Origin of the sequence: Actinomadura geliboluensis (genome assembly GCF_005889745.1) — a bacterium.
Classification (GTDB): domain Bacteria; phylum Actinomycetota; class Actinomycetes; order Streptosporangiales; family Streptosporangiaceae; genus Spirillospora; species Spirillospora geliboluensis.
The window spans coordinates 1-6,039 of the sequence record NZ_VCKZ01000504.1 but is presented as its reverse complement, the minus strand read 5'-3'; the positions used below and the strand labels follow the sequence as shown (position 1 = coordinate 6,039).

Annotated in this window: 6 protein-coding genes; 2 read left to right on the top strand and 4 right to left on the bottom strand. The window is 74.6% G+C overall.

What is annotated here, in order from left to right:
* Positions 1-227 precede the first annotated feature (227 nt).
* Complete coding sequence (locus ETD96_RS39750; protein ID WP_138641645.1) at positions 228-575, top strand: VOC family protein; 348 nt, start codon at positions 228-230, stop codon at positions 573-575.
* Positions 576-581: 6 nt separating this feature from the next.
* Here ETD96_RS39750 and ETD96_RS39745 read toward each other — a convergent pair whose 3' ends face one another.
* Entirely contained in the window at positions 582-1,220 is a 639-nt protein-coding gene (locus tag ETD96_RS39745; RefSeq protein ID WP_138641644.1) for a maleylpyruvate isomerase N-terminal domain-containing protein, read from the bottom strand.
* An 89-nt stretch (positions 1,221-1,309) separates the two neighbouring features.
* On the opposite strand from ETD96_RS39745, the gene ETD96_RS39740 reads away from it, so the two are divergent.
* The gene (locus ETD96_RS39740) at positions 1,310-2,905 is read left to right on the top strand and encodes an AMP-binding protein (protein ID WP_240808559.1); all 1,596 of its coding nucleotides are present in this window, start codon (positions 1,310-1,312) and stop codon (positions 2,903-2,905) included.
* A 53-nt stretch (positions 2,906-2,958) separates the two neighbouring features.
* On the opposite strand, the gene ETD96_RS39735 is transcribed toward ETD96_RS39740, so the two are convergent.
* The 3 genes from ETD96_RS39735 to ETD96_RS39725 all read right to left on the bottom strand — a co-directional run.
* Positions 2,959-3,264 carry a hypothetical protein gene (locus ETD96_RS39735; RefSeq protein WP_089326206.1) on the bottom strand — a complete coding sequence of 102 codons (306 nt, stop codon included), beginning with the start codon at positions 3,262-3,264 and terminating at the stop codon, positions 2,959-2,961.
* Between the two features lie 53 nt (positions 3,265-3,317).
* A complete protein-coding gene (locus ETD96_RS39730) occupies positions 3,318-4,097 on the bottom strand; it encodes a class I SAM-dependent methyltransferase (RefSeq protein ID WP_138641643.1) in 780 nt (259 codons plus the stop codon).
* Positions 4,098-4,233: 136 nt separating this feature from the next.
* On the bottom strand, positions 4,234-6,039 hold a 1,806-nt coding region (locus ETD96_RS39725), incomplete at its 5' end, for a PD-(D/E)XK nuclease family protein (RefSeq protein ID WP_171069463.1).

The following is a 6,039-nucleotide window of genomic DNA, read 5'->3' as shown; positions in this document are numbered from 1 at the left end:
GTGTATAAGAGACAGGTCCCCGTCCCGCCCCTGTCCCCCGGCGACGTGGTCGCCTTCGGCATGGCCGGGGCCTACGCCTGGAACATCTCCCACCACGACTTCCTGATGCACCCCAAGCCGGGCTTCCACTACCTGCGCTGAGCTCCCATTCGTCCAAGACCCCGCAGGTGGCGGTGGGCGACGATGGGGTCTTCCACATCGCCATCACGTTCTGCTTGGAGATATCGATGACCATTCGCCGTGTCGTGCCCAACATCGAGTCCGGGGCCGTGGAGGAGAGCCGGGAGTTCTACGAGCGCCTGGGGTTCGAGGAGGTCATGAACCAGGGGTGGATCGTGACGCTCGCCTCCCCGTCCGTGCCGACGGCGCAGGTCAGCTTCATGACCGGCGACAAGACCGGGCCCGTCGTCCCGGACATCAGCGTCGAGGTGGAGGACGTCGACGCGGTCTACGAGGCCGTGCGGAAGAGCGGCGCGGAGATCGTGCATCCGCTGCAGGACGAGGAGTGGGGCGTGCGCCGGTTCTTCGTCCGCGATCCCAACGGGCGGGTCGTGAACGTGCTGAACCACCGCTGAGGGACGTCAGTCGCGCGGCGCGCCGTACCAGCGCCATGAGGTGAGGCGCGGGCGGCCCGGGAGCTCCCCGCGTCCCGTCGCCCACAGCAGCGTCGGCCACGGGTCGGTGTCGCGCGGCGCGTCGGGGAACAGGCGGCCGAGCGCACGCGAGCACAGGTCGGCGGGCGGCTCCCACGGGAGGCCGAGCCCTTCGGCGAGGTCATGGGTGTGGACGAGCGTCTCCACGATCCCCATGGCGGCGAAGCCCTCGGCGTCGGACGCGCCGTAGACGTGGTGGGCGCGGACGTCAGGGGAGGTGGTGCGCACCATGGCGACCAGCAGGCCGCCGCAGGCGTCGAGCACCCGCAGCAGCCCGTCCGGCCCGGCCTCGCGGTCCGCGTGGACCGCGTTCGCCGGGCCGCCCGGGCGGCGGCTCTCCCAGACGAACGGCACGTCGCCGTCCGCCGGGGGCGCCTGCGGAGCGAGCTGGGCGGCGTAGGCGAACAGGTCGTCGCTCAGGTGCTCGACGGTCTCCCAGCAGGTCCATTCCAGCGACCCCGCCATGGCGTCCCAGGCGTCCGGCGGCGCCTTCCGCAGGACGGAGACCGCGAGCCGGACGGCCAGCTCCACGTCGCCGGCGGTCACGGCATCGTCGGAGATCGTCATGCCCCGACGGTAACCCACGCCGCGCAGCGCTCAATATCTCCGCAAAGGGCGGGTATGGGCGTGGCGGAGGACGAGGGGAAGGAAAGACGTTGCCACTGCTCGACCAGCTGCGGTCAGGGGTGCGGGCGGTCCGCGCCGTGCGGGACACGGGGGTCGTGCGGCCGATCCGGCCGGACCGGGCCGCGCGGCTGCTGTTCCCGTACGTCCGGTTCGGGCCCGTGCCGGCGACGATCGGCGCGATGGCCGCACTGCGGTTCCCCGGCCGGACCGCGCTGATCGACGAGCGCGGCGCGCTCACCTACGCCGAGCTGGAGCGGCACGCGGCGGCGCTGGCCACCGCCCTCGGCGGCCGCATCGGGGACGGGCGGGCCGGCGTCCTGTGCCGCAACCACCGCGGGTTCGTGCAGACGCTCCTCGCGGTGTCGCGGCTGGGCAACGACGTCGTCCTGCTCAACACCGACTTCTCCGGCGCGCAGCTCGGGGAGGTCGCGGAGCGCGAGGGGATCGAGCTGCTCGTCCACGACGCGGAGTTCGCCGACGCCGTCGATGAGTCCGGGTTCGCCGGGCGGCGGCTGCTCGCCTGGACCGACGGCGACGCGGCCCCGGAGACGGAGACGCTCGACGCGCTCATCGGCGGCACCGAGCCCGAACCGCTCCTCCCCGACCGCACCGGCGGCGTGATCGTGATGACGTCGGGGACCACCGGCACGCCGAAGGGCGCCCGGCACGACATGTCCCTCGGGGCGCTGCTGCCGGCCGCGCTGACCCACGCCATGCGCGTCCCCGTCCGGGCGGGGGCGCCGATCGTCATCGCGCCGCCGCTGTTCCACATCCTCGGCTTCGCCTACACGGCGGTCGGCCTCGGCATGGGCATGCCGCTCGTCCTGTCGCGCCGGTTCGACGCGCGCGCGACGCTGCGGGCCATCGCCGACCACGAGGCGGAGGCGCTGGTCGCGGTGCCGCTGATGCTCCAGCGCATCCTGGACGTGCCCGACCGGCCGGAGACGCCCACCCTCCGCGCGGTCGTGTCGGGCGGCTCGATGCTCCACCCGCACCTGTCGGAGTCGTTCATGGACGCGTTCGGCGACGTCCTCGTCAACGTCTACGGCGCGACGGAGACGGGCTGGGCCACCATCGCCACACCGGCCGACCTGCGCGCCGCGCCGGGCACCGCCGGGCGGCCGTCGCTCCGGCTGACCGTCCGGATCCTCGGCGAGGACGGCCGGGAGGTCCCGCGCGGCGAGACCGGGGAGGTCTACACCGGCGGCGGCCTGCGGTTCGCCGGCTACACCGGCGGCGGGGGCAAGCCGACGCTGGACGGCCTGACGAGCACCGGCGACCTCGGCCACCTCGACGCGGCCGGGCGGCTGTTCATCGACGGCCGCGCCGACGACATGATCGTGTCCGGCGGGGAGAACGTGTTCCCCGGCGAGGTCGAGGACCTGCTCGGCGGCCGTCCGGACGTCGCGGACGTCGCCGTCACCGGCGTGGACGACGAGGCGTTCGGCCAGCGCCTCGCCGCGTACGTGGTGCGGGCTCCCGGCTCGGAGGTCACCGAGGACGAGCTCAAGGAGCACGTGCGCACGCACCTGGCCAGGTACAAGGTGCCGCGCGACATCCGGTTCGTCCGGGAGCTGCCCCGGACCAGCACGGGGAAGGTCAGGCCGGCGGCGCTGGGCGGTTGAGGGCGGCGCCCGGGCCCAAGGCCGCACGGTCCCGGACGCGCCCGGTCACCGGGTCATGCGGCGCCGCGGTTCTTGGCCGCCATGCAGATGCGGGCGAGGTCGTTGAGGGCGTCGGCGCGGCGCTCGTCCAGCGACCGGCGGTCGCCCGGACCCGCCTCGGCGAGGGTGTCGATGACCAGCGAGAACACCGGCCATTCGGCGGGGCCGATCGCGCCCTGGAAGTCGACGCCGTCCGCCAGGTCGTCGAGGTCGAGGTTGCGGGCGAAGGTGGCGAGGGCCGCCTCGGCCGCGACGACGCCGATGCGCATCGCCAGCGCGGCGGGCTCGCGGTCGAGGGACCGCACGGTGGTGGAACCCATGCCCGACAACCTAGAACATATGAGCGAGCGGCGTCGAACATTCGCTCGAATCGTTACCCGGCGATCGCCTGCTGGAAGAGATACGCGTGCGTGAAGTGGAGGACGCCGTCCACCATGCTCGGGCGCATGCCGGTCGGGGGGCCGCCCGCCAGCTCCTCCTCCAGCTCCCGCCTGATCTGGGCGGCGGCCTCGGCGGGGGTCTGGCTGAGCTCCAGCCACGGGTCGAGGGGCCGCACGTAGTCGAACCGGTCGGTGCGCTTCACCTCGGCGCCCGCCGCCGTGACCAGCTCGGCGATCCGCGCCTCGGTGAGCGCGGTGCCGTGCGAGGGGTCGCGGAGCCGCTCGATGCGGTCGGGGTCGCCCGCGACGCCCTCCGGCCGCACCAGATCGGCGATGATCAGCGCGGCGCCGGGCCGGCTGACCCGGGCCATCTCCGCCACGACGGCCCCGGGGTCGGCGACCTGGTGCAGCGAGAAACGGGTCATGACCAGCGTGAACGACCGGTCGAGGTACGGCAGCGCGGTCGCGTCGCCGTGCGTGAACGTCAGGTTCGTGAGGCCGGCGTGGTCGGCGGCGCGCTTGCCCTCGGCGAGCATCGCGGGCGTGAGGTCGAGGGCCGTGACGTGCCGGACGCGGTGGGCGATCGCGCGGGACACGATGCCGGTGCCGGCCGCGACCTCCAGCACGACGTCCTCGAGGTCGAGTTCCGGCTCCATGAAGCGGACGAGCCGGTCCAGGTGACGGGTGAAGGCGACGTTCAGCCTGGGGTCGGCGAACCCGGGCGCCTGCTTGGAGAACTCCCGTACGACTTTCTCGTCGTGGGTAACCGTCACGTCGCCTCCCTCGAATGGTTGCCCGGATCATCCCCGAAAGCACGCACGGTGACCAGAGGGGAGTGAGACTCATCACGCCGCGCGGGCGGAGAATCACACCGCGCGGCGGAGAATCACACCGCGCGCGGGCCGCGGGTCACGCGGCGGGGACGCCGTCGAGCAGCGCGGCGAGCCCGGCGGCGTCCAGCAGGTCGGCCGGGCGGACGGTGACGTTGGCGGCGACGTAGTGGAACGCCGCGCTGACCGCGGAGACGTCCACCCCGGTCAGCGTCGCCCACGCCAGCCGGTACGCGGCGAGCTGCACCGCCGCGAACCGCGCCTCCTCCCCGGACGGCGGCGAGCCGGTCTTCCAGTCGACGACCTCGTAGCCGCCGCCCGGCGACCGGAACACCGCGTCCATCCGGCCCCGGACGAGCCGGTCGCCGATGATCGTCTCGAACGGCACCTCGATGTCGAGCGGTTCGCGGGACGCCCACTCCGACTGCTCGAACCGCTCCCGCAGCCGCGCGAGCTGCGAGTCGTCGGCGGCGCCCTCGTCGGCGGCGCCGGGCAGCTCGTCGGGGTCGAGGAGGCGCTGCTGCCCCCAGCGGCCCTCCAGCCAGGCGTGGAACGCGGTGCCGCGCCGCGCGTAGGGGGCGGGCGGGCGCGGCATCGGGCGGCGGATCTGCCGGGCGAGCGCGGCCGGGTCGCGGGCCAGCGACACCAGCGACGACACCGACAGGTGCGCCGGCAGCTCGACGAGCAGGCCGTCGCCGGAGCGGCCCCGGTCGCGCTCGGCGAGCAGCAGCTCGACGTCGCGCGCCCACGCGGTCATCCGGGCGCGGTCGGCGTCCGACAGCCCGGCGTCGCCCGCCCAGTGCCGCGTCCGCCCGGCCATCTCGGCCTCGACCATCCGGGCGCCCTCGACGACCGCCTCGTACCGCTCGCGGGCGGTGAGGTCGGACTGGCCGCGCTCACCGGGCGCGACGGGCCACTGCGCCTCCTCGGGGTCGGCGAGCAGCGGGTTGGCGGCGCCCTCCTCCGGCGGGTCGGTCCACACGGCGACGGACCCGGCGCCGGCGACGCAGACGGCGCGCACCTCCTCCAGGAACGGCGACGGGCCGAGCGGCCGCCCCGACGCCCCCCACCAGTAGCCGGTGGTGATGAGCAGGCTGGACGCGCGGGTGACCGCGACGTAGGCGAGCCGCCGCTCCTCGCGCAGGTCGCGTTCGGCGCACGCCTGGTCGAACGCGGCGAGGTCGTCCTTCTCCAGGCCGGTCAGCGCGGGCAGGTCGGCGCGGTCGCCGCGCAGCATGAACGGCAGGACGCGCGGGTTCGCCGTCCAGCGGGTGGCGTTCTGCGGCGGCGACGGGAAGATCGACCCCTTGGCGGGGCCGCCGTTCTTCTGCGCCGTGTACGACAGGCCCGGCACCACGACGACGGGCCACTCCAGGCCCTTGGACGCGTGGACGGTGAGCAGCTTGACGCTGTCGGTCTCCCCCACGCGCCCGGCCTCCAGCCCGAACTCCTCGGTCTCGGCGGCCTTGAGGTAGGCGAGGAACGCGCCGAGCGTCGGGTCCTCGGCGTCGCCGGCGAAGGTGGCGGCGGCGTCGATGAAGGCGTCGAGGTCGGCGCGGGCGGTGACGGGGTCGAGCCCGGACCGCGCGGCGACCTCGATGTCGAGGCCGAGGGCCCGCTCGACCTCGGTGACGAGGTCGGGCAGCGGCAGCCCGACCTGGCTCCGCAGACCGCGCAGCTCGTCGCGCAGGCGCCGCAGCCGGCCGTACCCCTCCGGCGAGTACGCCTCGGCCGGGCCGAGGTCGTCGAGCGCGTCGACGAGGCTGCCGGTCTCCTGGTTCAGCTCCCCGACGAGCTGGCGGAGCGGGTCGTCGGGGTCGTCCTGCCCGGCGTCGGCACCGCCCTGCCCGGCCGCCTCCGGCGCGTCCTCGGCCGGGGGCGGTTC